The sequence below is a fragment of the Roseofilum capinflatum BLCC-M114 genome (assembly GCF_030068505.1).
GTDB classification, from domain to species: Bacteria; Cyanobacteriota; Cyanobacteriia; order Cyanobacteriales; family Desertifilaceae; genus Roseofilum; species Roseofilum capinflatum.
Genome location: NZ_JAQOSO010000011.1, coordinates 1 through 26,431, shown reverse-complemented (window position 1 = coordinate 26,431; position 26,431 = coordinate 1). Strand labels below are relative to the sequence as shown.

Annotated in this window: 23 protein-coding genes and 1 pseudogene; 14 read left to right on the top strand and 10 right to left on the bottom strand. The window is 47.5% G+C overall.

From position 1 onward, the window contains the following. The first annotated feature begins 289 nt into the window (after window positions 1-289). On the top strand, window positions 290-2,752 hold the full coding sequence (ppsA, locus tag PMG25_RS02895) for a phosphoenolpyruvate synthase (RefSeq protein ID WP_283765409.1): 2,463 nt from the start codon (window positions 290-292) through the stop codon (window positions 2,750-2,752). Window positions 2,753-3,169: 417 nt separating this feature from the next. On the opposite strand, the gene PMG25_RS02890 is transcribed toward ppsA, so the two are convergent. From PMG25_RS02890 to PMG25_RS02880, 3 genes and pseudogenes are all read right to left on the bottom strand, one after another. Then, entirely contained in the window at window positions 3,170-3,664 is a 495-nt protein-coding gene (locus PMG25_RS02890) for a type II toxin-antitoxin system VapB family antitoxin (RefSeq protein WP_283765408.1), read from the bottom strand. Window positions 3,665-4,075: 411 nt separating this feature from the next. Further along, window positions 4,076-4,147: pseudogene (locus tag PMG25_RS24375) on the bottom strand (DUF4058 family protein); the annotation flags it as partial. A 228-nt stretch (window positions 4,148-4,375) separates the two neighbouring features. Continuing rightward, window positions 4,376-4,951, bottom strand: coding sequence for a YdcF family protein (locus PMG25_RS02880; RefSeq protein WP_283765406.1), 576 nt, complete (start codon window positions 4,949-4,951; stop codon window positions 4,376-4,378). An 86-nt stretch (window positions 4,952-5,037) separates the two neighbouring features. Here PMG25_RS02880 and PMG25_RS02875 point away from each other — a divergent pair, with 86 nt between their 5' ends. Beyond that, the gene (locus PMG25_RS02875) at window positions 5,038-6,708 is read left to right on the top strand and encodes an alpha-amylase family glycosyl hydrolase (protein ID WP_283765405.1); all 1,671 of its coding nucleotides are present in this window, start codon (window positions 5,038-5,040) and stop codon (window positions 6,706-6,708) included. Between the two features lie 182 nt (window positions 6,709-6,890). Continuing rightward, window positions 6,891-9,071 carry a polyphosphate kinase 1 gene (gene ppk1, locus PMG25_RS02870; RefSeq protein WP_283765404.1) on the top strand — a complete coding sequence of 727 codons (2,181 nt, stop codon included), beginning with the start codon at window positions 6,891-6,893 and terminating at the stop codon, window positions 9,069-9,071. Window positions 9,072-9,209: 138 nt separating this feature from the next. Here the strand turns inward: ppk1 and PMG25_RS02865 are convergent, their stop codons facing one another. Further along, entirely contained in the window at window positions 9,210-9,410 is a 201-nt protein-coding gene (locus PMG25_RS02865) for a hypothetical protein (protein ID WP_283765403.1), read from the bottom strand. A 288-nt stretch (window positions 9,411-9,698) separates the two neighbouring features. On the opposite strand from PMG25_RS02865, the gene PMG25_RS02860 reads away from it, so the two are divergent. Both PMG25_RS02860 and PMG25_RS02855 read left to right on the top strand, forming a co-directional pair. Continuing rightward, window positions 9,699-11,210 carry a phytoene desaturase family protein gene (locus PMG25_RS02860; protein WP_283765402.1) on the top strand — a complete coding sequence of 504 codons (1,512 nt, stop codon included), beginning with the start codon at window positions 9,699-9,701 and terminating at the stop codon, window positions 11,208-11,210. Between the two features lie 184 nt (window positions 11,211-11,394). Further along, window positions 11,395-11,793, top strand: coding sequence for a tetratricopeptide repeat protein (locus tag PMG25_RS02855; protein WP_283765401.1), 399 nt, complete (start codon window positions 11,395-11,397; stop codon window positions 11,791-11,793). Here PMG25_RS02855 and PMG25_RS02850 read toward each other — a convergent pair. From PMG25_RS02850 to PMG25_RS02840, 3 genes are all read right to left on the bottom strand, one after another. Then, window positions 11,744-12,832: an agmatinase family protein gene (locus tag PMG25_RS02850; protein WP_283765400.1), complete on the bottom strand. Its 1,089-nt coding sequence runs from the start codon at window positions 12,830-12,832 to the stop codon at window positions 11,744-11,746. The two genes, PMG25_RS02855 and PMG25_RS02850, sit on opposite strands and share 50 nt — an antisense overlap. Before the next feature lie 92 nt (window positions 12,833-12,924). Next, window positions 12,925-14,310: a serine/threonine-protein kinase gene (locus tag PMG25_RS02845; RefSeq protein ID WP_283765399.1), complete on the bottom strand. Its 1,386-nt coding sequence runs from the start codon at window positions 14,308-14,310 to the stop codon at window positions 12,925-12,927. A 42-nt stretch (window positions 14,311-14,352) separates the two neighbouring features. Next, a complete protein-coding gene (locus tag PMG25_RS02840) occupies window positions 14,353-15,369 on the bottom strand; it encodes a LysR family transcriptional regulator (RefSeq protein WP_283765398.1) in 1,017 nt (338 codons plus the stop codon). A 271-nt stretch (window positions 15,370-15,640) separates the two neighbouring features. On the opposite strand from PMG25_RS02840, the gene PMG25_RS02835 reads away from it, so the two are divergent. The 8 genes from PMG25_RS02835 to PMG25_RS02800 all read left to right on the top strand — a co-directional run bounded on the left by PMG25_RS02835 (window position 15,641) and on the right by PMG25_RS02800 (window position 21,699). Further along, window positions 15,641-16,465, top strand: coding sequence for a hypothetical protein (locus tag PMG25_RS02835; protein WP_283765397.1), 825 nt, complete (start codon window positions 15,641-15,643; stop codon window positions 16,463-16,465). A gap of 23 nt (window positions 16,466-16,488) precedes the next feature. Further along, window positions 16,489-16,971, top strand: a complete 483-nt coding sequence (locus tag PMG25_RS02830; RefSeq protein ID WP_283765396.1) for a 2Fe-2S iron-sulfur cluster-binding protein — start codon at window positions 16,489-16,491, stop codon at window positions 16,969-16,971. A gap of 41 nt (window positions 16,972-17,012) precedes the next feature. Then, window positions 17,013-17,510 (top strand): globin family protein, encoded by a 498-nt coding sequence (locus tag PMG25_RS02825; RefSeq protein ID WP_283765395.1) that lies wholly within the window; start codon window positions 17,013-17,015, stop codon window positions 17,508-17,510. Window positions 17,511-17,656: 146 nt separating this feature from the next. Further along, on the top strand, window positions 17,657-18,340 hold the full coding sequence (locus PMG25_RS02820; RefSeq protein WP_283765394.1) for a V4R domain-containing protein: 684 nt from the start codon (window positions 17,657-17,659) through the stop codon (window positions 18,338-18,340). Continuing rightward, window positions 18,337-18,687 (top strand): hypothetical protein, encoded by a 351-nt coding sequence (locus tag PMG25_RS02815; protein WP_283765393.1) that lies wholly within the window; start codon window positions 18,337-18,339, stop codon window positions 18,685-18,687. The genes PMG25_RS02820 and PMG25_RS02815 overlap by 4 nt, the downstream gene beginning before the upstream one ends. A gap of 27 nt (window positions 18,688-18,714) precedes the next feature. Next, window positions 18,715-19,182 carry a globin family protein gene (locus PMG25_RS02810; protein ID WP_283765392.1) on the top strand — a complete coding sequence of 156 codons (468 nt, stop codon included), beginning with the start codon at window positions 18,715-18,717 and terminating at the stop codon, window positions 19,180-19,182. Window positions 19,183-19,200: 18 nt separating this feature from the next. After that, window positions 19,201-19,857 carry a V4R domain-containing protein gene (locus PMG25_RS02805; protein WP_283765391.1) on the top strand — a complete coding sequence of 219 codons (657 nt, stop codon included), beginning with the start codon at window positions 19,201-19,203 and terminating at the stop codon, window positions 19,855-19,857. 15 nt (window positions 19,858-19,872) lie between these two features. After that, window positions 19,873-21,699 (top strand): serine/threonine-protein kinase, encoded by a 1,827-nt coding sequence (locus tag PMG25_RS02800; RefSeq protein ID WP_283765390.1) that lies wholly within the window; start codon window positions 19,873-19,875, stop codon window positions 21,697-21,699. 22 nt (window positions 21,700-21,721) lie between these two features. Here the strand turns inward: PMG25_RS02800 and PMG25_RS02795 are convergent, their stop codons facing one another. Genes PMG25_RS02795 through PMG25_RS02785 form a run of 3 tightly spaced genes read right to left on the bottom strand, consistent with a single transcriptional unit; the run spans window position 21,722 to window position 22,846 of the window. After that, entirely contained in the window at window positions 21,722-22,186 is a 465-nt protein-coding gene (locus PMG25_RS02795) for a lasso peptide biosynthesis B2 protein (protein ID WP_283765389.1), read from the bottom strand. 23 nt (window positions 22,187-22,209) lie between these two features. After that, the gene (locus PMG25_RS02790; protein ID WP_283765388.1) at window positions 22,210-22,566 is read right to left on the bottom strand and encodes a HepT-like ribonuclease domain-containing protein; all 357 of its coding nucleotides are present in this window, start codon (window positions 22,564-22,566) and stop codon (window positions 22,210-22,212) included. Continuing rightward, window positions 22,556-22,846: a nucleotidyltransferase family protein gene (locus PMG25_RS02785; protein WP_283765387.1), complete on the bottom strand. Its 291-nt coding sequence runs from the start codon at window positions 22,844-22,846 to the stop codon at window positions 22,556-22,558. The genes PMG25_RS02790 and PMG25_RS02785 overlap by 11 nt, the downstream gene beginning before the upstream one ends. 142 nt (window positions 22,847-22,988) lie before the next feature. On the opposite strand from PMG25_RS02785, the gene PMG25_RS02780 reads away from it, so the two are divergent. Continuing rightward, window positions 22,989-26,270, top strand: a complete 3,282-nt coding sequence (locus PMG25_RS02780) for an efflux RND transporter permease subunit (protein WP_283765386.1) — start codon at window positions 22,989-22,991, stop codon at window positions 26,268-26,270. The last annotated feature ends 161 nt before the right edge of the window (window positions 26,271-26,431 follow it).

Here is a 26,431-nt window from a genome sequence, read left to right as displayed (position 1 = left end):
GGCGAAGATCCCCCCAACCCCCCTTAAAAAGGGGGGCAGCGAAAGTCCCCCTTTTTAAGGGGAGGCAATAAAAGTCCCCCTTTTTAAGGGGAGGCAGCGAAAGTCCCCCTTTTTAAGGGGAGGCAGCGAAAGTCCCCCTTTTTAAGGGGGGGGCAATAAAAGTCCCCCTTTTTAAGGGGGATTTAGGGGGATCGATATGTGTCGCAGAGCAGAGCAACGTGCTGTAACTGTTGCCTGTTGCCTGTTGCCTTTTGCCTCTATTATTCCAGTTTTTGGAGAGATCAAAAAAATGTTAAAAACTGTTGCTTTAACAAATGCTTATACCCAAGAAGCTAAAGCCAAGGCTTTGGTATTGTGGAAACAAAATGCCTTGATCCTGTGGTTCGATCAAGTCGGTTTAAATGATATTGGTTTAGTTGGCGGTAAAAATGCGTCGTTAGGAGAACTGATCGGTCAGTTAACGCCCAAAGGGATTAATGTGCCCCAAGGATTTGCCATTACAGCTCATGCTTACCGTTATTTTATCTCGTCGGCGGGGTTAGAGCCGCAACTGCGGGAACTGTTGACGGATTTGGATGTGGAGAATGGGCCATTGTTGCGTCAGCGAGCAGCTAAGGCGCGATCGCTCATTCTCAATACTAAATTCCCGAAAGACATCGAAATGGCGATCGCCGTTGCCTATCAGCGCTTAGGAGAACTCTACGGCAAAGATCCCGATGTGGCAGTGCGCTCTTCAGCCACCGCAGAAGATTTACCCGATGCCAGTTTTGCCGGTCAACAGGACACCTATCTGAATATTTCTGGCTTAAATGAGGTCATTAAAGCGGTTCATCGCTGCTTTGCGTCCCTGTTCACCGATCGCGCCATTTCCTATCGCACCCATAAAGGCTTTGACCATTTTGAGGTCGCCCTCTCTGTAGGCGTGCAAAAAATGGTACGCTCTGACCTGGCGACTTCCGGGGTGATGTTTTCCATCGACCCAGAAACGGGATTTAAGAACACCGCTCTGATTACGGCTGCCTATGGGTTAGGAGAAACCGTGGTGCAAGGATCGGTAAACCCGGATGAATATCTGGTGTTTAAACCCACATTGCGCGAAGGGTTCAAGCCGATTTTGCAGAAACGTCTGGGTCGTAAGGCGATTAAAATGGTCTATCGTCAGGATGGCAACCATGCGACGAAAATTGTTCCGGTTCCGTGGATGCGTCAACAGCAGTTTGCCCTGACGGATGAGGAGATTCTCAAGTTAGGGGATTGGGCCGTGATGATTGAGGATCATTATTCCCAATTGCGGCAAACCTATACGCCGATGGACATTGAATGGGCCAAAGATGGGAAAACCGGGCAGTTGTTTATTGTGCAAGCGCGGCCGGAAACGGTGCAGTCCCAGAAGTCGAGCCAGGTGTTGCGCCATTATCAATTGAAAGAGGCGGGAGAGCTATTGGTGCAAGGTCGAGCAGTGGGAGAGGCGATCGCCTCCGGCCCCGCACGGGTGATTCTGGATGTGTCGCAAATCGATCAATTCCAGTCCGGGGAAGTGCTGGTTACCCATCGCACCGATCCCGATTGGGAGCCAATCATGAAGAAAGCGAGCGCGATCGTCACTAATACCGGGGGACGCACCTGCCACGCCGCCATTATTGCCAGAGAAATGGGGATTCCGGCCGTTGTCGGGTGTGAAAAAGCGACCGAGCGGTTGAGCAATGGTCAAGAAATTACCGTCTCCTGTGCCGAAGGGGAACAGGGCAATGTTTACGCTGGTTTGTTACCCTTTGAAGTGCAGGAAACGGTGTTAAATGATTTACCTCGAACTCGCACGCAGATTCTCATGAATGTGGGCAACCCAGAGGAGGCATTCCGGTTATCAGCCATACCCTGTGATGGAGTCGGTTTAGCTCGTCTAGAGTTCATTATTGCCAATCAAATCAAGACCCATCCCTTGGCGCTCCTTCACTTTGACGACCTCGAAGATGCGGATGTGAAGGTCGAGATTGAGGAACTTACAGCCCATTATCCCTATAAACCCGATTTCTTTGTGGATCGGTTAGCCTATGGTATGGGGGCGATCGCAGCCGCATTTTATCCCCATCCCGTCATTATCCGCCTTTCCGACTTCAAGAGCAACGAATACGCCAATCTTTTAGGCGGTCGTCAATTTGAACCGCAGGAAGAAAACCCCATGATTGGCTGGCGCGGAGCCTCCCGCTATTACGACCCCCAATATCGGGAAGCCTTTGCCCTAGAATGCCAAGCCTTAAAACGGGTTCGCGATGACATGGGATTAGTCAATGCTATCCCCATGATTCCCTTCTGTCGGACTCCAGAAGAAGGGCGCAAAGTGTTAGTAGAAATGGCGAAACATGGACTGAAACGGGGTAAACATGGCTTGCAAGTTTATGTGATGTGCGAGTTACCCAGCAACGTGATTTTAGCCTCTGAATTTGCCCAAGTCTTTGATGGTTTTTCCATTGGTTCCAACGATTTAACCCAACTGACATTAGGCTTAGACCGAGATTCCGGGTTAGTTGCGCCCTTATTTGACGAACGCAATGAAGCCGTTAAACGGATGGTAAAAATGGCCATTGAAACCGCAAAAGCCGAAGGTCGAAAAATCGGCATCTGCGGTCAAGCACCGAGTGATTATCCAGAGTTCGCCCGCTTTTTAGTCGAGTTAGGCATTGATTCAATCAGTTTGAATCCGGATTCAGTGTTGAAGACGATGTTGGACATTGCCGAACTGGAGCGCGGATAATTTCGCAGGTTTACCCATGGTGGGGGCGGGTTAATGCATTATTACCAATTTTTGTAGGGGCAGGTTTAACCCCAATCTAGAACACCCACCCATCAATTCCCTAAACCTTCCCCCACCCATGTCTAGAAACCCGGTTTCTTGAAGAAACCGGGTTTCTGGTCTTCGCCGGAATCAATCAATTGCCGGTATGGTTGGGATGGGCGGGTTTACGACATTGATATGATGTCCGGTGAATCAGTTGTCATTGCGACCGGAGGGAAGCAATCGCCAAGACTAGCGAGATGGCAGAGATTGCTTCACTTCACTGCGTTCCGTTCGCGCTTCGCGCAAGCTTCCCTAACGCAATGACTTAATTAGGGTTGATTAAGCGGACTTGATAGGATTGGTGTGTGTCCTAAAATGTGGATAAACCCGCCCCTACTTTTTCTTGTTCGATTCTATCAAATCAACATATTTTTGATACCATTCTGGATAATCATCTTTCACCCATTTGGGTAGCGTCTCTAAACTATCAGGATTATCACCTAATTGGCGGCCCAAGGGATCAAGAATATCCTCAATTTCCTTAACCAGATCAAAAATAAAGATATCGCAAGGATTTCCGTCTTTATCTACATTTGATTTTCTCACATTAAAATCCAAATCTAAAAAATCTTCAACGACACTATTGACATCATCTCCCATCCCTAATAAAAGAACTTTCAACTCAGTTTCATCATTCAGATCTTTGCAGGTTTTTTGTAGCAAAGAAGCAAACTCTTCTCGGTCATCCAGCTGTCTTTGACGTTGAATATACTCTTGCAAAGCTGCTTCAATTAGTTCCGTAGGTGTAGGATAGTTACTTAAATCGAGAGCTTCTTGCAGTAGTTTTGGATTAATTTCAATTAAAGTTCCTAGGTTATTCTTTTCCATCCGTTCATTTATACTTTTATTAACCCTAACCATATTATAGCAAACCTAAATGAGTTATGTAATGGCCGCCCCTCATCCCCCTACCCCCTTCTCCCGCAGGAGAAGGGGAAAAGTCCCTCTCTCGTGGGAGAGGGATTTAGGGAGAGGGCATTTCCACTTGCACAACTCATTGAGACTAGCTATAGCATTAAACCATAGGTCTCTCCTAACTCAATGGATTGATACTATGGTAAACTAAAATACTCGTGTGGCGATATACCTAGGGCAATTTTCAGAGCGATCGCCCCTAACCCCCCCCAATCAACCCCCATTCTCTGAGCTTATTCCCTATTCCCTAGCGCGAAGCGCTATAGATCCCCTTCAATCACAACCAACGCCTCCTAATTTGCCGATGTTTTGGGCGCACCTACGACGGCTATGCACTTCAGACCAGAGGTCTGGATACTCCAGATAGGGATTCATTCCAGGGAATGGGGAAGGCATGGGAATTTTATCTTATTTCTTCACGTATGATAAACGGCGTGATGGCCAATGATAGTCTTAAGCCCTGTAGGGGCGGGTTATACCCAAATCTAGAACACCCACAGGCCCCTACAGTTGAACTGGGTACTATACTAATTAGGTTTGCTATAGGTTTTCTTAAAATTCCCCATTTATAAGGCCTATCTTATCGGTAAATAGACAGGTAACGTCCCAAACCCATACCCAGTTTTAATTTTTAATTCTTAATTTGATCCACTCTTTCCAACCCGATCCCGTTTTCCCCGTCATCACCCACAAAATCGACCTCGCCCCATCACGCACCACCTTCTCCATCGGTTCCGGTTCCCGTCCCGACGGCACAGATAACGGTTTATACTCAATTCCCCGACTGCCAAACACAATTTGACCAATCACCTGAGCGCGGCGCATATGATCGTCTGAAGTAATTAGATAAACGCTGTCAATCCCCCTAGACTTAAACTCATCCACCAAAGTGGTGAAATTCGTCACCGTATCCACCGCTTCATAATCTAAATGGAGCCGCTCCAAACTAATCCCCGCTTCCATAAATAACCATTGAGCGTATTCAGGATTACTCCCCCCAGAAATCCAGATCTCTAAATGCCCATGTTGGCGAGCAAAATCAGCCGCGAACTGTTCCCGCACCACCGAACCCCCTAAGACTAAAATCGCGTCAGGTTGCTGGAAATGACTCTTAATGACTTTGTAACTCAACGAGAATATCGCTAACAACAGAGCTAATTTCCAAAACCACTTTTTCCTCTGACGACGGGGTTTAAACATAGACGGGGAAACTGAAACAGGGTTATTCATTGGGGCAGCTTTCTCGATTCCACTCAATTTAAACAGAACCGTATAAATCCTACCCATTGGGCAATGGAAGTGCAACCCTACGCGATCGCCATCTGTTGTTCGCTCCCCCTATCCCCCTATTCCCCCATCCCCCCATCCATCAGGATGAGCCTCCAGTTCACACCGATAATGATAATTGGTGCAGTACGCCACGATACAATAAACCCATAAACTTAAATCTTGCTTTAGTTTACGCTTGTCTGATTAAACGTCCTTTAATATTCTTAACTGTGAATCCAACCCTTTATCAACTCAATATCCGCCTGCGACTCCACGATCTTTCCCAAGAATTAAACCGTCCGACAACTCTAAACGACATCCCCGACAGTGAACTCGATCGCTGGGCACAACTCGGATTTGACTGGATTTATGCCCTAGGCATCTGGGAAACGGGAACCATCGGCCCGCAAGTGTCGCGCACCAACCCCGAATGGGTGAGGGAGTACAAAGAACTCCTACCCGATCTCACCGAGAGCGACATTTGTGGATCTTGTTTTGCCATCAAAGCCTATCAACTGCATCCCAACTTTGGAGAGGCCTCTGCACTGCAAGAATTTCGCGATCGCCTGCACCAACGAGGACTCAAACTCCTCCTCGATTTTGTCCCCAACCATACCGCCCCCGATCATCCCTGGGTACAAGAGCATCCCAACTTCTACATCCAAGGAACCCCAGAAGACCGGCAACAGGAACCCCAAAACTACATGGAAATTCCCCACCACGGGATTTTTGCCCATGGACGAGACCCCTACTTCTCTGGTTGGCCCGATACCCTACAACTCAACTATGGCAACCCAGCCCTATTAAGCGCCATGAAAACCGAATTACTCCACATTGCCCAACTCTGCGATGGAGTCCGGTGTGACATGGCCATGCTCATCTTGCCCGACATTTTTCGCCGCACCTGGGGCATTATCGCCCACTCCTTTTGGCCCCCAGCCATTCGGGAAGTGAAACAACAGCACCCCGACTTTACCTTCATGGCAGAAGTCTATTGGGGCTTAGAATGGACACTGCAACAGCAAGGCTTTGACTATACCTACGACAAACGTCTCTACGATCGCCTCCACAGCCAACGAGCTTCTCCCGTGCGCGAACATTTCAGCGCCTCCATCGACTATCAACAGCGCTCCGTCCGCTTCCTAGAAAATCATGATGAACCCCGCGCTGCCGGTACATTTCCCTTCGGTAGCCATCAAGCCGCCGCTCTGCTCACCTATCTCTGTCCAGGATTAAGATTTTTCCACCATGGGCAACTGCAAGGATGGACACAAAAAGTCTCCATCCATCTCTGTCGCAGTGGCAAACAAACCCCCAATCCTGCCTTAGAACGCTTCTACGAGCAACTGCTACAAACCTTATCTCATCCCGTACTACGTGAAGGCAACTGGCAACTCCTGGATTGCTTGCCAGCCTGGGAATATAACGGCACTTCAGCTAATTTTATTGCCTTTGGCTGGCACACAGAACCCCAAGAACGGGTGCTAGTAGTCGTCAATTATGCCCCCTATCCCGGACAATGTTATGTCCATCTTCCCTGGAATTGGCAACCCATTTCCTACACACTCCAAGATTTAATCAGTTCCGCCCATTATGAACGGCAAGGCCAGGAGTTATCCACCCAAGGACTCTATTTAGATATTCCCGCCTGGAAAGGTCATGTTTTTGCGATTTCGGCGATCGCCTAGACTCGATTCTCGTCAAAATTTAATAAGTCCTTGATTTCAACTTAATCCTGACTTAATCCCATTCTAGTATCTCTCTCAATAGGGTAAAATACGAATAAATCCCCCAACTCACCCAGCCCACCTCTTTACATCAGGTGAGATAGGGGGTTTCCTTTCCTGTGCTGACTTACCTCCTATTCATAATGCCTAAATCCAAAAAATCCACCCCCACCATTAATCTCGCAGATCCCCAATACTACTTTAATCGAGAACTCAGTTGGCTAGAATTTAACAAACGAGTATTACATGAAGCCTTTGATCCGAGAACTCCCTTATTAGAATGCTTGAAATTTCTCGGCATTTTTAGCAGCAATCTTGATGAATTCTTCATGGTTCGAGTTGCAGGATTGAAAAAACAAGTGGAAGCACAAGTTCATCGATTGACAGCCGATGGCCGTACCCCAGAACAACAACTGCTAGAAATTAGCCAACAATTGCATCCCACCGTACAAAAACAACATCAACATTTTCACCAAACTCTTAAGCCCAAGCTAATTGAAGAAGGAATTTATTTAGTTGATTATATCGATCTGACCCCAGAACAACGTCTCTATTATCAAGAGTATTTTGAAAAGCAAATTTTCCCCATTTTAACTCCTCTAGCTGTCGATCCCAGCCATCCGTTTCCCTATATTTCCAATCGCAGCCTCAATTTAGCCGTTCTTGTTAACGATCCAGAAACCAATGAAGATCATTTTGCCAGGGTCAAAGTGCCGAGAACATTGGCTCGGTTTTTAGAATTACCTTCTGAGTTATATAATCCTTCCGACGATCGCGCTAAAATTCGTTGGATGGGGGTTCCCTTAGAACAAATTATTGCCCATAATCTGGAACCATTATTCCCCGGCATGAACATCCAAGAGTATTATCCCTTCCGGATTACTCGCAATGCCGATCTATCCGTGCAAGAAGATGAAGCCGACGATTTGCTTTTAGCCATTGAACAAGAATTGCGTAAACGTCGCATTGGTGGGTTGGTCGTGCGTATGGAAATCATGGTGAATACGCCCCCTAAGATTCGTGAGATGTTAATCCGGGAAATGTTCTTAAAAGAAGAAGATGTTTATGAGGTGGAAGGATTAGTCGGTTTAGGAGATTTGATGAGCTTGATGGCTCTGCCTCTCCCCCATCTTAAAGATCCAGAATGGTCGCCTAGAATCCCTCATCATCTTCATACCTTACGAGAGCTACAAAGCGATCCATTTTCTCTGGAACAAGAAGAGGGTCAAAGCATTTTTGAGTTAATTCGCGAGCGGGATTTGTTTTTCCATCATCCCTATGAGTCTTTTAGTTCTACGGTACAACGGTTTATTACGGAAGCAGCCCACGATCCGAAAGTGGTGGCGATTAAAATGACGTTGTATCGAACGTCTGGAGATTCTCCCATTGTGAAGGCTTTGATTGCGGCGGCAGAAAATCGGAAGCAAGTGGTGGCCTTGGTGGAATTAAAGGCTCGATTTGATGAGGAGAATAATATTCAATGGGCCAGAACCTTGGAGAGTGCTGGGGTGCATGTGGTATATGGGTTGGTGGGATTGAAAACCCATACGAAGGTGGTGTTGGTGGTACGCCGAGATTCGGATCGGATGCGCCGTTATGTGCATATTGGTACGGGAAACTATAATCCAAAAACGGCTAAGTTATATACAGATTTGGGGATTTTGTCCTGTAGGGATGAGTTAGGGGCAGATTTGACGGATTTGTTTAATTTTTTGACCGGATATTCTCGACAACGGTCTTATCGCAAGTTATTGGTGGCTCCGGTGAATTTGCGATCGCGGATGATGGAGTTGATCGAGCGGGAAATCGAACATGCTCGCAATGGCCACCATGCTCGAATTGTGGCGAAAATGAACTCTCTGGTCGATCCTAAAATTATTGCAGCGCTCTATAAAGCGTCTCAGGCGGGTGTACAAATCGACCTAATTATACGGGGAATTTGTTGTTTGCGCCCCGGAATCCCAGGGGTGAGCGATCGCATTCGGGTGATTAGTATTGTCGGTCGCTTCTTAGAACATGCTCGGATCTTCTACTTCCACAACCAAGGCGCTGAAGAGTCCTATATTGGTAGTGCAGATTGGATGCCGCGCAACCTCGACCGACGGGTAGAAGCCATTACCCCTATCGACGATCCAGAGATCCAAAAAGATGTACAAGAAATTCTCGGCGTTATGCTTGCTGATAACCGCCATGCTTGGGAACTTCAGCCTGATGGGACTTATCTCCAACTCAGTCCTCCTGATAATGCTGAAGCTCAAAGTTCGCAAGATATTTTTATGCAAATGTCTGAAATTGGCCGAAAAGGGGCCTTACATGGCCTTTAAAACTTAAAAACTTAGGTCTCGGTTGCTTTCTGGTGACGAACCCCGTTAGATCCCTAGGATGACTTCAATTTTTTTTGACATCAAAAGTCCGTCTAATGGGGAGGAGAGTAACCACTCACTTCTTATCAATCAATGCTGTCAAATGACTAATGACGCGACCCCAGCCATCAAGGCCACAATCAAGACGATTACAGTCTTGTAGAGCTGTAGGGTTTGTAAGTCCAGAGAGGAAGATAAAGACGATTGGGGCATCGTCGATTCCGGTAGACTGTTTTCTTCAGAACTCTTTACAGAAGGTAGAGCGCGTTCATATTGTATGCCGCGATAACGGAAATTCATCGCTGTTGCCTCTTGAAACTCTAAAATAGTGATGGAATTTGAAAAGCTTAGGTGTTGCTTGAGCCTTTCCGAGCCAATCGGAAACTCGGTTTTAGAGCATCCGATCGTAACATTTTTAATAGGTCTTCAAATGAGTTTACCTTGGGGTCACCTGAATTTAAAGAACTATTAAAACTTATTTGTCCTATTATAGTTTATTTATGTATCTAGGGCAACTTTTTCAGTGAAATTTTCTAGGCTTTGCATAGTAGAAATGTGAAGTGTACAAGTAGGATTAAGGATGGAAGGATGTCAGACGCAGATGTGGTGGTCATTGGTAGTGGAATTGGGGGGTTAGTGGCGGGGGCCCTGCTGGCTTACTATGGCAAACGGGTAATTGTGTGTGAAAGTCATGGAGTAGCTGGAGGAGCGGCCCATGGGTTTGTCCGCCAAGGGTTTCGGTTTGATACGGGGCCGTCTTTTTATTGTGGCTTGGGCGATCGCCATTCCCTCAATCCTCTGTGCCAAGTGCTAAAGATTTTGGGCGAACCGGTGGAGGCGATCGCCTATAACCCCTTGGGCCATTATCATTTCCCGGATGCTACCTTACCTATATATTGTCAGAGCGATCGCTATCAAGAAGCCTTAGCCCAAATTACTCCCCAAGGAGCCAAGGAACTGCTCGCCTTTCAAAAACCGCTTCTGGATCTCTACAACGCGCTCAGTCAGATTCCCACAATTGCTCTACGCTCTGACTGGAAACTGCTCCCCATTTTAGCAACTCGGTATTTACCTGCCTTGTTGCAACTACTCCCCCATCTAGGCCTCATTAATGGTTCTGCGGGCCAGATCTTACAGAGTACCGTTCGAGATCCTTGGGTCAAACGGTTGATCGATCTTGAATGCTTTTTACTTTCTGGTCTCAAAGCTGAGGGAACCGTAGCACCTGAAGTGGCCTTTATGTTGGGGGAGCGCGATCGCTCCGTGGTAGATTATCCCCTTGGCGGTAGTGAAGCCATTATTAATGCCCTCGTGAGAGGATTAACCCGATGGGGTGGCCAACTGAGACTAGGGACTCATGTGGAAAAAATCCTGATCGAGCAAGGACGAGTAGCAGGGGTGCAGTTACGACGCAACGAAACACTAACTGCCCCCATTGTCATTTCTAATGCCACCCTTTGGGATACTTATACTCACCTCCTCTCCCCAGACGATCTGCCCAGTCACTATCGCCAGCAACAGTTATCCACGCCTGCGGTAGAGAGCTTTATGCACCTACATCTCGGCATTCGCGCTGATGGCTTAGAGGGGTTAACCGGCCATCATGTGGTCGTCCATTCTGAAGAGATTGATATTACCACCCCCGGCAATACCTGTATGATTTCCATTCCTTCTGTCTGGGATAAAAGTCTGGCCCCAGAAGGCCATCATTGTCTTCATGCCTATACCTTAGAACCCTTTGCCGGATGGAATCGAAATCAAGAGTATGGCGATCGCAAATTCGTCAAATCCCAACCCCTCTATCGAGCTGTAGAGCGAGTGATTCCCGATATCCGAGAGCGCATCGTTTTAGAGCTGGTGGGTACTCCCCTGACTCACTCCCACTATCTGCGTCGCTATCAGGGAACCTATGGGCCGGCGATCTCCCCCGGACAAGGAACCTGGCCCAGTTGCCATACGCCAATTCCGGGATTATACCGAGTCGGTGATAGTACCCTACCGGGAATTGGGGTTCCTGCGGTTGCGGCTTCGGGGATTTTATGTGCAAATACCCTAGTTCCTCCCAAAATTGTTCTAGAATTACTCAATCAACATCAGTAAATTCACGTTATATTCCATAAACAATATTTCTAGAGCGATCTGACTCCCGTAGGGGGTGATACCCTTATCCCCATTTTTCTTTTCTCGTAAGATACTGACCAGTAGGAGCGTATTTAATCTATGAAATCCTAGCGCTCAACGATGAATCCTCATGTGAAAATCAGTATAAAAAATGAGAAAAGCTATGACGAAAACATTAATGAGCCAAAACTACGCCCAAAAAGCCGAGCGCTGTGTGGAAGAAGGGAACTATGTAGAGGCGATCGGTCATTTTGACCGCGCTCTGATCTTCGATCCGCAAAACATCGACCTTTGGATTCAGCGAGGATGCGCTTGTACCCATCTCCACCACTATCAAAAAGCCCTCTGGAGTTTTGAAGAAGCTTTGAGTCTCAATCCTCAAGACTCAACCCTGCAACTGTTTCGGGGCGTATGTCTCCATCATTTGCAACAATACAACCAAGCTTATCAAAGTTATAACCAAGTCCTGGGCAAAACTTCCAATCACCCCTTCACTTGGGTGCGCCAAAAAATCAATCAACTGTTCGCCACTGGGGATGAGCAGATCTCTCTGTTTTCCTAAACTGGCTTAAACAGGCTAATTTATAGAGAATTCTGGCTCCCACATTGCCATCCCACTGATCTCCAGTATCACCTGGAGCAACTTCGCAGACATCAAATCCAATAATGGTTTTGCCTGCTTGAACCAAAGATCGCATTAAATAAATGGCTTCATTAAACTCTAATCCCCCTGGTACAGGTGTGCCCGTATGGGGGCAATAAGTAGGATTCAAGCCGTCAATATCAAAGCTAATATAAACCCGATCCGGTAAATGAGAGATGATTTTCCGGCATTGAGTTGCCCAAGGAATACCTTGATAGGCGTTAGCTTTGAGCTGCCAATCATCAAAGGCAACAATGCGGCGATCGCCCCCTACCCGCTCCATTTCTGCCTCGCATACATCCCGAATGCCCACCTGAACCAAGCGACTAACCTGGGGAATCTTCAGAGCATTATCCATAATTGAAGCATGAGAATAAATAAATCCCTCATAGGCTTGACGGAGATCGGCATGGGCATCAATTTGTAAAATGCCATAGTCTTGATACTGCTGACCCAGAGCCTGCATTAATCCCAGAGGCGCACTATGATCGCCTCCGACAACTGCCACGAGCTTCCCTTGCTCTAGATAGTTTTGGCTTTGGGTATAAACCCAATCATTGAGATCCGCAGAGGCTTGATTAACCTGAGCTAAGGAGGGAGCGATCGCCGGATCGTCACTTTTCCCCCCTGCTTCCAGATGCTCAATAATCTGCTTGGCGATCGCCCGCATTCGGCCATTTTCGGCTAAAATCTCCCCATCAATCCCTAGAGTCCCCAACGGAATCTTCCAAGCCTTCGGCACATCAAAATCATACCAATCCAACTGTACCGAAGCCTCTAAAATCGCTTGTGGCCCCTGGGCCGCTCCTTCTCCATAAGAAGTCGTCACATCCCAAGGAACCGGCAAAAACACAACTTCCGCCTCCTCCAGCGAATAGGGTAAACCAAAGAAACACCCATTCGGCACACTAATCCCATTCGGATCGCAATATTCCCAATCAACACCTTTAGAGGACATCCCTAACCCCCACTTTTCCTGTCATTACCTATGTCTGATTCCCCATTCCCCATTCCCCATTCCCCATTCCCCATTCCCTATTCCCTATACAATCATCGTCCTAACCTCTGAGAAATCAACCGAAACACAGACATAATCAACCCTAAACCCGCTCCCACACAAATGGGAACAATTAAAAGTACATCTAAAGGCTGGCTTCCCCGAAGCGGGGGTACAAATAACAAGATCCCCCAAGAAATCACAGCTAAAATCGCCAAATCCACCCGTTCAATCCAACGGCGAAATTGGGCATAAACCAATCCTCCCATCACCGCCCCCCAAAGGCCCATACTAATCCCATTTACCCCCAATAGATTGGTGAACCCCAAGGCCAAAACCACCGACTCAAATCCCGTAAACGTAGAGATCATCAACAATTCTGGAGTCGAAAAACTAGAAGTCATTGCCATCGGTTTCGCCGGAGTTGGGGGCGGAGTTGCGACCGCAGGAGACCCAGAAGGCTGAAGAGTCGTTGATGGACTCATCCCTTGAACGGACTGGGGACGCAGGTTCTCTAAAACCTCATTGGCACTGGCAAACCGTTGATAGGGAGACAGAGCCAGCATTTTATCTAAAACTGAAGCTAAGGGTTCAGATAAATCAATTTCCGATCGCCACTTCCAGCGATTATTATAAGAATCATATAATTCCTGAGAACTCTTCTGGGTTAACAGAGTCAAGCAACTCACCGCCAGAGCATACAAATCTGTAGAGGGGTAAACTTCTCCCCCCGCCATTTGTTCTGGAGGTGCAAACCCTTGGGAATAGATCTCCGTAGAGCGGCCGCCTGAGCCTTGGCTAACCTGCTTAACCGCACCAAAATCGAGCAACACCAATCGCCCCTTCTTATCCCGCATAATATTCGAGGGTTTAATATCCCGATGGATGGCATGGCGATCGTGAACAAATTGCAAAACCGGTAAAATTTGGCGCAATAGAGACAGGATATCTTGCTCCGAAAAAGGGCCCGTATATTCCAACTCTTCCTCTAAATTTTGTCCATCAATCCATTCCTGAACCAGATAAAAAAACTGGTTTTCCGCCTCTTGAGCCGAAGACGGAACCAACAAGGGAAAAAAAGCATAAAGCCGAGGAATTTGGGGATGTTCGTTCCCCAACTCCTCCAGCACCAAAGCCTCCTGCTCAAAATGCTGTTGAGCGATCGCCAATTGTTGGGGAGATAATTGCCCTGCTGGTTGAAACTGTTTGACCACACAAGAGCGCAACGTCGGCGTATAGCGATCGACCGCCAAATAAGCCGCACCAAACCCCCCTTGACCCAATAACCGTTGGGGTAAATAGCGGCCAGCCAAAATTAAAGGCATTCCACAACAAGTGCAATATTTCTGGGAAGTCGTTTTCAGTTTTTCAGGGTGATCCAGCTCAGGCAATCGGTTGAGCGGACGCTGACATTTTGGGCGTGTGCAATGAATATCCATAGGCCAGAGGGCAAAAGATTGAGAACTGACAAAAGACCCCAGTTAATCCTCCAAGGATGCCGACGATTCTGGATCGGGCCCCTGAGTGGCATTGAGATCGATCCCAACATCCGTGGGGGGAGTTAACCCTACTTTACCTTGGGTCGTGAAAGCCGGTAGGATTTCCGTCCGAAACGCTTCAGCCGCTTTAGAGCGATAGCGATTGGGATTGACAATCACCGACAGAGTACGGCGAATAGACACCCCTTCAATGTAAGAGCGATGGAGTAGATTAATTTGTAATTCCTTTTCAATGGCCGAAACCGAAACAAAAGCCGCTCCTAAATTGGCTTGTACCGCATTTTTAATCGCTTCAATCGAATTGAGTTCCATTTCCACTTTCAGGCGATTGGTTTCAATCCCACACCGGGTTAAAACTTGGTCAATCACCTTACGAATGGTGGATTGGGAATCCAGAGCAATAAATTGCAGTTCATAAAGATCGTCTTTTTGAATGGTACTCTGGGCAGCTAGGGGATGGGAAGGGGCTAAAATCAGGGCTAACTCATCTTCAGCATAGGAAGAGATTTCTAAGACTTCTTGCAGCTCCGTAGGAACTTCACCACCAATAATGGCTAAATCAATTTGGCCATTGGAGACGCTCCAACAAGTTCGGCGGGTAGAATGGACATGCAGTTGCACGGCCACATCCGGATATTTTTCCCGAAAAGCACCAATCATCCCCGGCAAAAGATAGGTTCCTGTGGTTTGAGAGGCTCCAACAATGAGGGTTCCTCCTTGGAGATTTTGCAAATCTTCGATCGCCCGACAGGTTTCTTGACACAGGGAAAGAATCTTTTCACCATACTGAAGCAGTAAATGACCCGCTTCCGTCAGTTGGGCCCGTCTTCCTCCCCGATCGAAAAGGGGAACATCTAATTGTTTCTCTAAGTTCTGGACTTGCAGACTCACGGCCGGTTGGGAGACATAGAGACTGTCGGCGGCTCGTTTAAAGCTGCCCTCAAGGGCGATCGCCTTGAGAATGCGTAATTGATCCAACGTGAATGGAAGGTCAGACATGAGTGATCAACCTAAAATGGGATATCGGAGAGTTCAGTGGACTGACGAACAAGAAAGACCCTAGGGAACGTAAGACGTAAGACCGTATAATTGGGTAAAATTAAGACCGAACTCATAATTGACCCATAGCAGACCTATACCCTTGATGTCTAGACTTGAACTGTCCTAACTCAAAACCTCTCCCCCCTACCGTTGTGACATGAAGTCCCAAAATAAATAGATTAAAGACCCATGGCCCCATAATCAGGAGACGAAAGATCAGCATCTACTTATGAAACGGGAGGTAATTGAGGATTTTCTGAATTTACCAGGAATTGCGGGAGTCGCCCTAATCGATCGGCGATCGCGTCCCTATTTTTGTGGCGTAGATAGTAGCCTCAATTTTCAGCAAAAAGAGGCCCTAGCTCAAGGCTTGAGACAGGTGGTCGAAACCACTCCAGAAGGGTTTGAGTCCTTTGAGTTTCAGTTTGCCCAAAACCAGGTGTTTATTTATAAACTGCCCGACGGCGTGATTTTATTGGTGCTGACGACCCTGGATTTGGTCTATAGCCATTATGCCGATGCCCTCAATCACCTGAAAACGGAATTAGTGGCCGATAGTGCTACGGCGATCGCCACCTTTCGACTCTTGGCCGGTAGTTTAACTCTCTCGAACGAAACTTACTGGAAAGATTCTGCCCCCTCTCCTGCCCCCGCACCTGCACCTGCACCTGCACCCGCACCCGCACCTGCACCTGCACCTGCACCCTCTGTCCCAGAGGCCACTTCCCAGGTTACCCTAAAAGAATTGCTCGAAGCCCTCAATCAACTGAGTCTTTATACCACTCAGTATTTGGGTAAAGCCGTGATTACCAACTATTGGAAATCCACCCGTCCCGATGTGGAATGGTTGCAGAGCTTTGAAGTCAGTCGCACTGCTGAATTGACCTTTACCAGTGCCACAGCCCTGAGCCAAGCGGTAACCCCTGAACAATTATCCTGGATTCAGTCTTGGGTGGCAGCCTTTATCAGTCGGTGCATAAAAGTGATCCGAGATTTTCCTGCTTTAGTAGAAAAATCGCTCAAACCCGAATATAAACAGTTACTCTTACCCTAAGCAACTTTGGAGACTAAAAGATTATGGTGAAAACAGTCAGACTTGAACCGATCGCCCAAGAAACGGAAGTAGAAACCAACGGGAATCTGTTATCAGTCCTGATGAATAAGGATTTAGATGTCCTCAAAGAATGTGGAGGACGAGGCATGTGTGCCACCTGCCATGTGTATATAAAAGATGGGATGGACTCCCTAACCCCCATGAACCGTAGGGAGCAGCGAACCCTAGAAGTGATTACCTCCTGTAAGCCCAATTCCCGCCTCGCCTGTCAATCACGGGTACTGACCGATGGAGTAGTGGTAGAATTACCTCCAGGGATGTACGTGCGATCGCTACAAGACATTGAAGCCCTAATTGGCAGACGAGCCGATCAAGATATGCTCCATCCAGTAACCGGGGAAGTCCTCGTTGAAGCGGGTAAACTGGTTACCCGATCTACCCTCAAACAACTTGAAGAGACCAAATTTGAGATTGGAGCCTACTTAACCCAAACCAAAGATGCCTAGACGATGCTTAAGACGATGCTTAAGACTACTATTGAGAAGCTATGCTGACCCAAACTAAAAACCTCTATCAAGAAACCGATGGCCGCTATGCCACAGATGAAGAGCTGCAATTTTTTCACGATTATATTCAGTCGTTTCCCTTGCGCTTAACCACCTATAACAAAATTCGCACCTCAGAAGCCCTAATTGTCCAGCAAGTCCAATCCCAAATTCGCGCCAAAGCGCCCCAGGTATTAATGCGGGGCGATCAGGATTTGAGCGCTAAATGGAAACAAGATACGCTTCGTATCCTGCGTCACTCAGCTCTAGCGCTGTTAATTGACGATCGAGAAGGATTACGCGATCGCCTGCTTCTCTGGTTTCAAACCATCATGAGAGCCTTTGACGCTCAAGATAGCTGTGATGTGACATACTCTATCATGCAAAAAGTCGTCGAATCCCTCTTAACGACCGAGGAAGCAGCCCTGCTGCGTCCCATCCTCGAATATAACCGGCAAATCCTCTGTCAAGTCTCTACTATAGAAGAATCGCCCTTGTAAGAGCAAAATTTGCTTGACTTTCATTACAAGTTTGCAGTGGATTCGTCAGTAACCGATACAATAAAAGCGAACAGGTTAACCCATCCGGGTCAAAGCTTCAGCCCCTCTACCTAGAGGGCCACCCAACGTCACAGGTCTGAACACTTATGGCAAACGCAACCCAAACTCAACATTTACTCAATAGCAAAAATCCCAAAAAACACAACCACTACGGCTTCCAGGATTTTTTCCAATTCGATCCAGAGCGTGGAACCGTCTTAGACTGGAATGGAGCCCAAAATGTCCTCACCAGTGAAGATTTTATTATTGGGTTAGTGGAAGGTCTCGAAGAAGAAGTCGGAGAGGCTTCGGCAGCCATCATGTATACCATTGGTGTGGAATGGGGACAAAAGGATGCTTTTTTCTTTGAAAAATGGTTTGAAAAAGAGTTCGATCGCAGCATCCGTCAAGCCAACTTAATGTTTCTACTAGAAACCTGGTGGTGGCCCTTCACCTCCCAAGGATGGGGACGCTGGGAAGTGGATATGGGCGATCGCAAACAAGGCTTTATGTTTATCAACCTCTTTGATTCTGCCGTCGCTCGTACCCTGGGCGATGTCGGTAAACCCGTCTGTCATATCTATGCCGGTCTATTTGCTGGCTTTTTTACCGAATTGGTCAAAAAACAACTCAGTTGTATTGAAATTCAATGCTACTCCATGGGGGAAACCTATTGTAAATTCCTGATTGGCGGTAAAGATCGCATTGATGCCGCCTCATTCTGGTTCAATGAAGGAGCAACAGCTCGTGATATTGAAAAACGGTTGCGTTCAGGAGAGCGGTTAGCATGAGTCCTAGTTCCCAAACCCCATCTAAACCCAAGGCAAAAAAAAGCCAGGGCAAACCCCAAACCTGGCAACGGACTTCAGTCCACAACTTTTTTAGCCAAATTAATTGGGAACACGATCCCGAACCGATCCAGCAATTTAAACAGGCTAGTAAGCAAGCCAGTGTAGAGGGCCCCAAACGCACCGAGACCCTATCCTGGACTTTAAGTGTGAACCAGTTCTTTACCTGTATTGACTGGGACGGTCAAGGAGCGATCGCTCCCAGTGACCCCCTACCTCCAGAACCTGAGTCTGCATCGACTCAATCTGAAAAAGATGTCACCTTAGAAGACTTTTCCAGTCTCTTTTAATCCATCCTTAGTTTGATCCATGGGCTTATGAATACCGACCTAGAAGCACTTTTTGCTGAAGCAGAAAATCGTTACCTGAAACCCGAAGAACTCAAAGGTTTAACCCAGTATGTTGAGTCCTTACCTCAACGTCTAGAAACCTATTGTCAAATTCGGGAACAAGAAGTAGAAATAATGCAAGCTGTGGCCGATCAACTGCCTCGGCACTTTCCCGATCCCTCCACTGAAGATCTGGAGCGATCGGTTAAAAACGCCATGCTCATGTTACGCTATTGTGCTATGGCCATGTTGATTAATAATGATACCCTAGTTAAGGAGCGATTTGTAGATTGGCTCTCCCAAAGCATTGCCATGTACGAAACTCAAGACTTAGATAAAGTCTTGTACAAATTGCTCAATCAACAATTAATGAAAACCTTAAAACCCGATCAAATTAAGTTAATCAAATCTCCTCTAATTTTGGCTCAAACTCAATTACTCAACAGTAATAGCTAACCCTCAATAGCATCAACCATGATTTCTGTTTCTGACTTAGTAACCAATAACCGTATTCCTAGTAATTACTTTGCCTCCGATGTTTATGTGCGAAGTGATTTAGAATTAGGATTGTTAGAAAATCGCCGAGGCGATCGCCTATTGGCTATGCCAGAACCCTTAATCCAAGCCATATATTCCGGCTTAGATAAAGAAACAGGGCAAGCCTCAAAATTAGTCTTATATAACTGCGGTCGCTGGTGGGGAAAAAACTTTTATGCTCGGTTTGCAGAAGAAGTGTCTGAATACTACGAAAAATCCTTAGCAGATATGAGTATGTTAGACTTTTTGCAATCCTTCAAACAATGCTGGAAAACTCACGGCTGGGGTAAAATTGAGCTGGATCAAAGTTATATTTCCCAAGGATTTTTAGTGGTCAAAACTTGGAATGCTCCCTTCGCAGCCCATAGCCCTAAACTAGGAGTTCCGGTTTGTTTCCTAGATGCAGGAGTCTTTAGTGCTTTCTTTAGTCAATTGAGTGGCAAAGATCTCTATTGTGTACAGAGTGCTTGTGAATCTCTAGGGGCTGAGTGTAACCACTTTATTCTAGGCTTGGAAAAGCGTTTGAGCCAAGTTGAAGACCTGGTTGGAGAAAAGACCCATGCAGAGATTATGCAACAGTTAACCACAGCTTAAGCCAATTATTATCCCATGACTGTCCCTCAAATTCCCAAAACGAAATATCTGGTTTTAGGATTGATTGGCCAAGGACAGTTTGGGCGTGTATTTTGTGGGTGTCATCGTCAAACGGGCAAGTTGGTTGCCCTGAAAGATTTAGATAAACATCGATTTCCGACCCATCTATTCCTGCGGGAATTGCGGTTCTTGTTGCAACTTTCCCATCCCAATATTGTCAGTTGTCGTGCCCTAGAACATTCTCGACAAGGGCGCTATTTGGTCATGGACTATTGTGAGGGGGGAACGTTGCGAAATTGGATGGATCGCCAGGAAAAGTTTCCCTTGGGGCTGTCGATTCAATTAATTAAAGATGTCTTGAAAGGGATGGAACATGCCAATAGTCGAGGGATTATCCACCGGGATTTGAAACCGGAAAATATTTTGTTAACCCTTAAATCAAGCGGTTGGATCGCTCGCATATCTGATTTTGGCATTGCACGGTTAATCCAGGAAAGTCAAGAGGCTTCAGATAATACGGGATCGCCAGCTTATATGGCTCCAGAGCGCTTTTATGGGCAATATTCCCTTCAATCGGATATCTATGCGGTGGGGGTGATCTTTTATGAGTTGGTGGTGGGCGATCGCCCCTTTTCTGGACAACCCCAGCAGTTAATGAATTATCATCTCAATGAACGGGTGATGCTTCCAGAAACAGTCCATCCAGCCCTACAAAAGATTATTCTTAAAGCGTTGGAGAAATTACCCGCCCGTCGCTACAAAAGCGCTCGGCATATGCTGGCAGACCTCGATCGCCTTTCAGAGTTAATCGACTTGTCCTCATCAACGAGCCTAATTAGTGTCCTCCCCCATCCACCGAGTCGTCCCCTCACGACTGAACCAGTGACAACTCATGCATTGCCAGGAGCGATCGCCGCTTTAGGGGTGTCTTCAAACTCTAACCTCCATGAATCCTGCCCTCCAGTGACTTGTATTTATTGGGCACTCTCAGACATGATTCAATGCCAACACTATCAAGAAGACTCTAGGTTTGATGTCTTAGCAGAAGTGGGGAGAGTCAGTTTACCAGAGGCTATTCGTGAACTCAAAGTCACTTCCCAAGGGAGTTTTGCTTTCACCGATCAATGTATTTACTCTATCAGTCCTTATTTGTCGGATTCATCCCTACTGTCAGCTCAGTTAATCGCCCATCTTCCCATTCCCTTTAAGGCGGATGTCCATCCCCAAGGGGATTGGGTGGCTGCGGTGACAGAGGAGAATCAATTATGGACTTGGCATCGATCGACACAACCGGCCGATCTCAATGGCGATCGCCCCCATTGGTTAGGTCGTCCTCCAGTGGCAGTGAGGGAGGGAGTTCATCAACTCCAAATTCTCGACGATCGCCATGGGATATTTTGGCGAGTAGAGACGGGAAAAACTTGGATGGAAGTGTTTACTCGTCGAGGCAATACCCTGGGACAATGGAAATTGTTCTTAGAAGTCGATCGAATTATTCCCAGTAGTATTGCTTATCGAGTGTTGGTGATTCCGAAGTGCGATACTCACGGGCCGCTGTTGATGGATTTGAAGCCCTTTCGGATGCGGCCGATTCCGATAAAAGTCCAGTTACCGGTCTGTGTGGCGATCGCCTCTTGGGGCTATGTCATTGGCGATCGTCGCGGTCATTTAATGTTGTTAGATGAGTATGGGCAAGTGGTGGGCCGCATTTTAGGGCCCTGTTCACCAGTGGCGATCGCCATGATTTCTAAAACCATGTTATTGGTAGCCACCAATGTGAATGAGGAAGGAGAGTTGCATTTAGTGGATCTCACCCAATTTGATATCGACTTTATCTTTTAAGTCCTGGGAATGGTTGAAAGGTTTAGGTTCCGAGCGATCGCTCAAACGCTGCGTAGCGATCGCGCACATCCTGAGTATCATTAATCGCCCAACCTTCCCATTCCACCCAAGCATGGGCAGCAAATTCCCCCTCCTTCTGCTGTACCCCAATCTGTAATTGGCTCTCAATTCCCTGGTGACGTAACAAACTCCAGAGAACGAGAGATTGTTGTAAGCATTTCGCCCAAGGTTGGCAATATTTAGCCGCTAATCGTACAGCCTGATTTACTTGTAGTACGCGATAGACCAGATCATCCCCAGTTTTGCCACTCTCTCGTAACGGAAAAAATTGGCATAAACGAGCTTGAGTCCACTTAAACCCCCACCATTTCAGGGAGAGCGTCACCATCGGTAACCAGAGCAGAGCCTGCAACACTAGCAATTTCACTACGCCATCTAGACTCCAGAAACTGGATAATTTACGCCTTCCTAACTTCAACCCGTTCATCTTTCTAGTCCCTAACCTAAACTCTATTCTTGTCCGCTCTCTTGCTGCAATAGCGTCTCTAGCATAGGAACGACAGCAGGTAAGTGATTTTCAATCGTATTCCAGACTAACCTTTGGTTGACCCGAAAGTATTCGTGAGTCATCACATTTCTCATATCCCCCATTAAACGCCAGGGAATTTCAGGATAGCGAGACTTGATGCTATCGTTAACGTTGATTGAAGCCTCACCAATGATCACAAAATTATAAAGAATCCCATGTAAAACAAGATCCTCCATATCTTCAAACTGCTCATAACTCATTCCCGCAGTGGCTTGTTGAATGCGATCGCTTGCCTCTAAAATATCTTGTATCCGTAGCTGCCATGATCTAGAAGGCACGAATCACCTCCTGAAGAACCGGTTCTCGTAAATGTTCTCGCAAGGAATCTTCTGTACCTAAGTCGATATCACAACCAAATAAATCTTCTAGATAGTGTTGTACCCGAAATAAGTCAAACAAACTCGCTTGTATAGAAAACTCTACAAGAAAGTCAATATCGCTATCGGGACGTGCTTCGTCTCTCGCGACGGAGCCAAATAAATCGAGAGACTTGACTCCTAAAGCTTCTAGTTCTTGCCGATGATTGGCTAAGGTGGCCAGTACCTGTTCTTTGTTCATCGTCAGTGAGAGTGTGGTTACATTTATTGTTTTAGCACAATCTTTGCTTCGCGCTCGGCAAAACCGATACAATCAAGAGAAACTCTTTGCCCCCAAGCCAAACCAATTTTTAATTTTTAATTTTTAATTTTTAATTGATCCTATGAGCCAAGCTCCCTCCAGTTTAAGCGCGATCGCCATTCGTCGGCATATCGGAACCCTGATGCTCACCATCGCGGTGATTGTCGTTGGGTTCTTTGCCCTCAGTCAGCTCCCGGTTGACCTGCTTCCCGCGATTACCTATCCCCGGATTGGGGTGCGCGTTGATACTCCGGGACTCGCGCCGCAGGTAGCGGTAGATGAAGTAACCCGACCCCTAGAAGAGGGACTTTCTGCCACTGAAGGGGTGGTACAAGTATTTTCAGAAACCCGTGAAGGGCGGGTTTCCCTGAACCTCTATTTTAATCCCGGTAGTGATATTGACCAAGCTCTGAATGATGCGACAGCGACCCTGAATCGCACGATTAACCAACTGCCGGACGACCTGGAACCGCCGCGAATCTTTAAGTTTGACCCTTCCCAACTGCCGGTGTATGAATTTGCGCTCACCTCTGAGCGATTGCAAGGAGTAGATTTGCGGGTGTTTGGGGATCAGGAATTGGCGCGGGAACTGACGGTTGTCCCTGGGGTGGCTTCGGTGGATGTGTCGGGAGGACTGCAAGAAGAAGTACAGGTGAATCTCGACCTGAAACGGATGACGAGTTTAGGCTTAACGATTGATGATGTTTTAGATAATTTACGCGATCGCAACTTAGACAGTTCCGGAGGACGGCTGAGAAACATCCCCACGGAGAGCCTCACCCGTACCATTGGTCGCTTTGAAAATACCCAGGATATCCTCGATTTGGTCTTTGAGGTGGACGGTTCCTCCTCCTCTCGCCAGGTGTATTTGCGGGACTTTGCCCAAGTGATTGATGGCACAGAACGGCAACAGGTCTTGGTGTCCCTGAATGGCATTCCGGCGGTTAAAGTGAGCGTGCAAAAACAGCCGGAAGCCAATACGGTGCAAGTGGTAGACGCGGTAAAAGCCAGGATTGAGGAAATGCGCTCTGGGGGGATTATTCCCGATGATATGATTTTGACCCCTACGTTGGATGAATCCCGATTTATTCGCCAATCGATTCGCAATGTGATGATTGCGGGATTAACGGGATCGGGTCTAGCGGCGATCGCCGTTCTCCTCTTCCTGGGTTCCCTGCGGCAAACCCTGATCGTCATCCTGGCTATTCCCCTGGCAACTCTCACGGCTGTGATTCTGATGTTCGCCTTTGGTCTCTCCCTCAATGTGTTCAGTTTGGGAGGACTCGCTTTGGGGGTGGGGATTGTGGTGGATAACTCGATTGTGATGCTGGAAAACATGGTCAGCCAACATCAGGCTCTTCGACTCCGCTCAGAAACCAGCCTGCAACAGCGCTCAGAACGTCCCCTTCGACTCCGCTCAGGGGACGTTCTGAGGGGAGTCGAAGGGGACACCTTAGAACTCCCCACCTCCCCCTATCTGGAAGCGCAAAAAGCCGCCACTCAACTCGAATCTGCCCTCTTAGCATCCACCTCCACGAACTTGGTGGCCGTTTTGCCTTTTGTGCTGATTGGGGGCTTCTTCTCCCTGCTGTTTAATGAACTGATCCTGACCATCAGCTTTTCTGTGGCAGCTTCGATGATTGTGGCCTTAACCGTTGTTCCCATGCTCACCTCCCGATTATTGCGCGTGCGGCGATCGAGCGGCTTAGACCAGATGGGGCCCTTACGCTGGTTTAATCGGCAGTTCCTGTTGATTACAGGGGGCTATGGACGGATTTTAAGGGGGGTGATTCGGCTGCGAATTGTGGCGATCGCCTTAGCCGTCTTGATTCTCGGTGTGGGTAGCGTGCGTCTCGCTGCTGACATTCCCCAGGAACTGCTCCCCCAAATCAATACGGGACAAGCCCGTTTATTCGCCCAATTTCCCCCTGGAACCAACCTAGAAACCAACCAGAAAGTGATGGAAGCGGTGGATGGCATTTTGCTGGATCAACCGGAAACCGAGTATGCGTTTACCACCACGGGGGGATTTTTGTTTGCTAACCTCACCATTGCCAACTTGCTGCGCTCTAGTAGCACCATTACCCTGGAACCGGGCAGCAGTATGCAGACGTTTATGGCCAATGTTCAACGTCAACTCAATGACCTGAATTTGGTCAATATTCGGCTGCGCTTATTCCCCGATTCTGTGCGCGGCTTAATCTTGAATAATTCCCCGGTTCGCGGCGATATTGATTTAGCCATTTCTGCGGCCCTGGGCCCCGATGGCATTGAAGATCCAAGTATTCTGGCTGGGGCGGGTCGTCAAGTGATGCAAGCCTTAGATGAAAACGTGACTTTAGCCCAATTTCGCCCAGATGCTGACCCCTCGCAACTAGAAGTACAAATCCGTCCCGACTGGGAAAGAATGGCGGATTTTGGCATCACGGCACAGGAGTTGGGGGAAACTTTGGAAACGGCCATATCGGGAACGGTTCCCACGGAGCTGCAACGGGGGAATCGGCTGGTGGATATCCGGGTACAGTTGGATGGTCAGGCTCTACAGAGCGTCGAAGAGCTGCGACAAATGCCTTTATTTTCACAAAACAATGGTTCGACTCCGCTCACCAGCCCCCGCCCAATTCGTCTACAAGATATCGCCCGTTTGGATAAGGGAACTGCACCGGCAGAGATTCAGCGCATTAATGGGCGATCGGTTTTTTTGATTACGGGAAGTTTGAGTCAGGGGGCGAGTTTAAGTGAAGCTCTGGCCCAAGTGGATGCGGCTTTAGAGAACTTGGAACTGCCTCCAGGGGCGCGGGTTCTGCCGTCGGTGGCAGCCGAGTCGAATCAACAATTGCAAGAGGCGATCGCCGTTTTGGGCAGTTTAGCCGCGTTTCTGGTGTTTGTGGTCATGGCGGTTCAGTATAATTCTTTGATTGACCCCTTGGTGATTATGCTCACGGTTCCCCTGGCTCTAGCGGGGGGGATTTTAGGCTTGTATATCACGGAAACGGCGATCGGGGCTACGGTCTTGGTCGGTGGGGTTTTATTGGTGGGCATTGTCGTCAATAACGCGATTATCATGGTCGAATTAGCCAATCAAATTCGCGCCGAATCTGGACTCGATTATCGCAGCGCTATTTTAAGAGCCGCTCCCCAACGACTGCGCCCCATTCTCATGACCACAATTACCACAGTTTTAGGCTTATTTCCTTTAGCCGTCGGTTCAGGAGAAGGGGGAGAATTCTTACAACCATTAGGCGTAGTTGTCTTTTCCGGTTTATCGTTGGCAACTCTGTTAACCTTGTTTATGATTCCCTGTTTCTATGTGCTGCTGCACGAAGACATCGGGGAGAAATTGCTGAGATTACCGAAAAAGTAAATGGTTTTTCCCATACTAATGGAGCGCTTTATAGTCAATTGGATTAAGGTTGAGACACGACGATACACACACAACCTGTCTAGAATACCCGTATCTGTAGGGGCGAGCGGCCGCTCGCCCCTACAAAAATGTCTCACTGTTATTTGAATTGACTATAATCG